1 protein-coding gene and 2 pseudogenes are annotated in these 3,445 nt (G+C 73.0%); all 3 read right to left on the reverse strand.

The window, feature by feature from the left end; genetic code table 11:
- Positions 1 to 392 (reverse strand): annotated as a pseudogene (locus CH341_RS29675) (histidine kinase); the annotation flags it as partial.
- A gap of 165 nt (positions 393 to 557) precedes the next feature.
- Complete coding sequence (locus CH341_RS29680; RefSeq protein ID WP_342635045.1) at positions 558 to 2,987, reverse strand: condensation domain-containing protein; 2,430 nt, start codon at positions 2,985 to 2,987, stop codon at positions 558 to 560.
- Between the two features lie 380 nt (positions 2,988 to 3,367).
- Positions 3,368 to 3,445, reverse strand: a pseudogene (locus CH341_RS36115) (ribonuclease HI); the annotation flags it as partial.

The following is a 3,445-nucleotide window of genomic DNA, read 5'->3' on the forward strand; positions in this document are numbered from 1 at the left end:
GTCGCCGGACCGGTGGTGCCGCTCGAGGCGGCAACGGCGCGCTCGCGCGTTCCCGACAGAAGGCCCGGCGCCTGCGGAAACAGCGCGCCTTGGCTCTGCAGCACCGTCTCGCGGGCGGCCCGCAGCGCGTATTGGGCGGCTCTCACGTCGGGATGATTGCGGACCGCCTCCTCCACGAAGGCGTCGATCTGCGGCGAGCCGAACTTGCGCCACCACCCGCCGCCGACGTCGAGGTTCGACGCGAAGCTCTGCGCCGTCCCGCCCGGCACGGGCGTCGCGGCTCCCGGACGAAGTCTCGCTTCGGGGGTGTAGCCGGTGACGTCGGGCGCCGGCGGCGGCGCAAAATCAGGCCCGACCATGCAGCCCCCGAGCAGGAGCGCCACCGCCGCCACGAGGCCGCGCCGGCGCGCGGTCGTCGCCGGGCCCGATCCGGACGGACGGAATTCGTGGCACCGGCGGACACCCGTCCACGCGACCGAAACCAGACCGCAGCGCCAGTGGGCGGCCTCGGACTTCACAGTTGCGTTCGGTGTCGCAGGTCCCCCCACAGCGAAATCCTACCCGCACGCGGAGCGTGAGGAGCCGAGAAAGCCCGTGATGGCCGCAGCCGCGGCCGCCGCCGCGTCCCCGACCAGCATCGACACGTGATCTCCCGGGATCGTCGTCACGCCGATCTCTCGATCGACGAGGCGCGACCACCCCATGTCGGGCTCCGACAGAAGGCGCGCCTCGGCCTCGCCGAGATCGCCCTCACGCACCGTCGCCGCGCGCAGCAGGCACAACGGCAGGTCACGCGCCGTGTCCGGTGTCGGGACGTAGTCGAGAAATCCGTCGTAGAGAGCCCGGCTGGCGGCATAGGCGCGCCGCAACCACGCGACGTCGGCCTCCGACGACAGCAGGCCGGCGGCGAGCATACGGTCGCGGGCCAGCACGAAGCGACCGTCGGTGTCGAGCCGCAGCAGGGTCTCGACGGTCAGGTCGACAGCGACACCGTGATGACGGGCCCGGACCGTCGCCATGCGGACCAGCCATTCGGCCTGGGCGCGGTCCGGGTCGTCCGACAGGACCGAGACGGTGCCCACCGGTGCCGGGGCGTCGATGATCACGACCCGCTCGGGCGCCTCGCCGCGCGCCGCGAGCTGGCGCGCCATCTCGTAGGTGACGATGCCGCCGAACGAGTAGCCGCCGAGGAAGCGTGGCGTCGGCAGCTCGCGGCGGGCGAGCGCGGCGAGGTTCGCGGCCGCCAGCTCCTCGACCCTGCCGATCGGGGCCTGCCCCTGCTCGAGTCCCGGCGCCTGAAGAGCCCAGAACGGCAGGTCGGCCGGCATGGCCCGGGCGAGATCGAGGAACGCGCTCACGTCGCCGGCGATCGGGTGCACGCAGACGAACGGCTCGCCGCTGCCGGCCGTCAGCGGCACCACCGCGTCCCAGACCTGGTCGCGCGACAGCGCGCGGGCGAGAGCCGCCACGGTGCGGTGCTCGATCAGCAGCGACACCGGCAGAGGGCGGTTCAGGCGCTCGGCGAGCCGCACCGCCGCGGTGGCGAGGCCGAGCGAGGTCAGCCCTGCGTTCAGAACGTCGTCGTCGACCCCGAGCGGCCGGCGCGCGATCGCCGACAGGATGTCGAGCACGACGGGCTCGATGGCGCCGTGCGGGGATCGTCCGGGCGGCCCCGACCGGAAGGCCACCGCGCTCGGGACGACGGCCGGAGACAAGGGCTGCGCGGCGGGAAGATTCAGGTCGGCGACCGGTCCATCGACGCCGCCGGCGAGCGCGGCGAGCACCGCCGAGAAGTCGTCGATCATCGCCTCGCCGGTCGCTTCCGCGGCGCCGTCCGGATCCGGCAGCACCAGCGAGATTCCGGTGTGCTCGCCGGGGACGATCACGCCGGTGAGGCTGTAGGCGGTCTTGAGCGCATTGTGGACGGTCTCGACCCGAAGCCCGCTGGCGCCGCTCCAGGCGGCGACACCCGACGGCGTCGTCTCCACGACCAGCAGAGTATCGAACAGCGCATCGGCCCGCTCCGACAGGCGGGCGGCGTCGCCGACCTCGATCAACGAGATCTGGGCATGCTCCTGCAGCGCCGCGATCTGGCGCTGCATCTCGGCGGCCAGATCGGCGACGACGGAGCTCTCGTCGAAGCGGATCCGAACCGGCAGGTTGTTGATGAAGAGGCCGACCATCTGCTCGACACCCGGCACCTGGGGAGGACGGCCGGACACCGTAGTGCAGAACACGGTGTCCCGGCAGCCCCGCCGTGCCGCCGTCCACAGGCCCCAGGCGAGATGGGCGAGCGCCGCGATCGTGATGCCGCGGCGGCGCGACAGGTCGGCGAGTGCCTTGCTGGCCGGCGGCGAGAGCCGGCGCCGCACTGTGACGAACCTCCCGCCGTCGCCGCGACCGTGCAGCGCCGCCTGGACGGGCGCCCCGGCCAGCAGCGCGGCGAAATGGCGGCGCGCCGCCTGCCGATCGGCCCGGGCGCTCCAGGCGATGAAGTCGCGAAACGGCGCCACCGGCTCCAGCGCCGGGTTGACGCCTCTCCGAAACGCCTCGTAGGCGGTCCGCGCCTCCCGCTCGAGCTGGACCAGGCACCAGCCGTCGACCAAGACGTGGTGAAAGCTCGCGATCAGATAGGATTCGGCCTCGCCGACCCTGATCAGGATCAGCCGGGCGAGCGGCCCGGTTTCCAGATCGAATCCGGCGACGCGGTCGTCGGCCATGCGCAATGCCAACCGTTCCGAATCGAAGACCGGCCAGGTCTCGACGTCGACCGGCTGGCGGCGGGCACGGCGCACCACCTGGAGCGGCCGCGCCAGACCGCGCCACCGGAACACGCTGCGCAGCACCGGGTGGCGGTCGAACACCAGCGTCCACGCCTTGCGCAGGGCTTGAACGTCGAGGCTGCCGACGAAGCGCGTGCAGCTCTGCTCGAAATTGACCGGCGAGCCCTGCCGGCTGAGCGAGTGCAGCAGCATCGCGTCCTGCATCGGCGACAGCGGATAGATGTCCTCGACGTCGGGATCGTCACCGACCACGCGATCGAGCGCCGTCGCGTCGAGCCCGGCGAGCGGGAAGTCGCGCGGCGTGAACAGCGGGGCGGCACGACCTTTGGCCCAGTCGCCGATGGCACGCACCGCGTCGCCGATCCCCGCCAGGACGTGGTCCGGATCGCGGTCCGGCGAGGCGCCGATCCAGCGCAGCTCGAGCCGGCCGCCGACCAGCCGTGCGGTCAGCGCGGCGCGGACCGACGGCGAGAAGGTCGGCGGATGATGGAGCCGAATCGCCCGGTCCTGCGGCACCGCAGGCAGAACCGCCAGCCCGACCGCGGCATCGGCGATGGCCGCGACCGACGGAACGGCGACCGATGCGCGCCCCAGCCGCCCGGCCCCGGATTGCCGGAGCAGGCCCCGTCGGTGTGGATCACCACGCGCTTCTGCGCGGAGGC

Origin of the sequence: Rhodoplanes roseus (assembly GCF_003258865.1) — a bacterium.
GTDB classification, from domain to species: Bacteria; Pseudomonadota; Alphaproteobacteria; order Rhizobiales; family Xanthobacteraceae; genus Rhodoplanes; species Rhodoplanes roseus.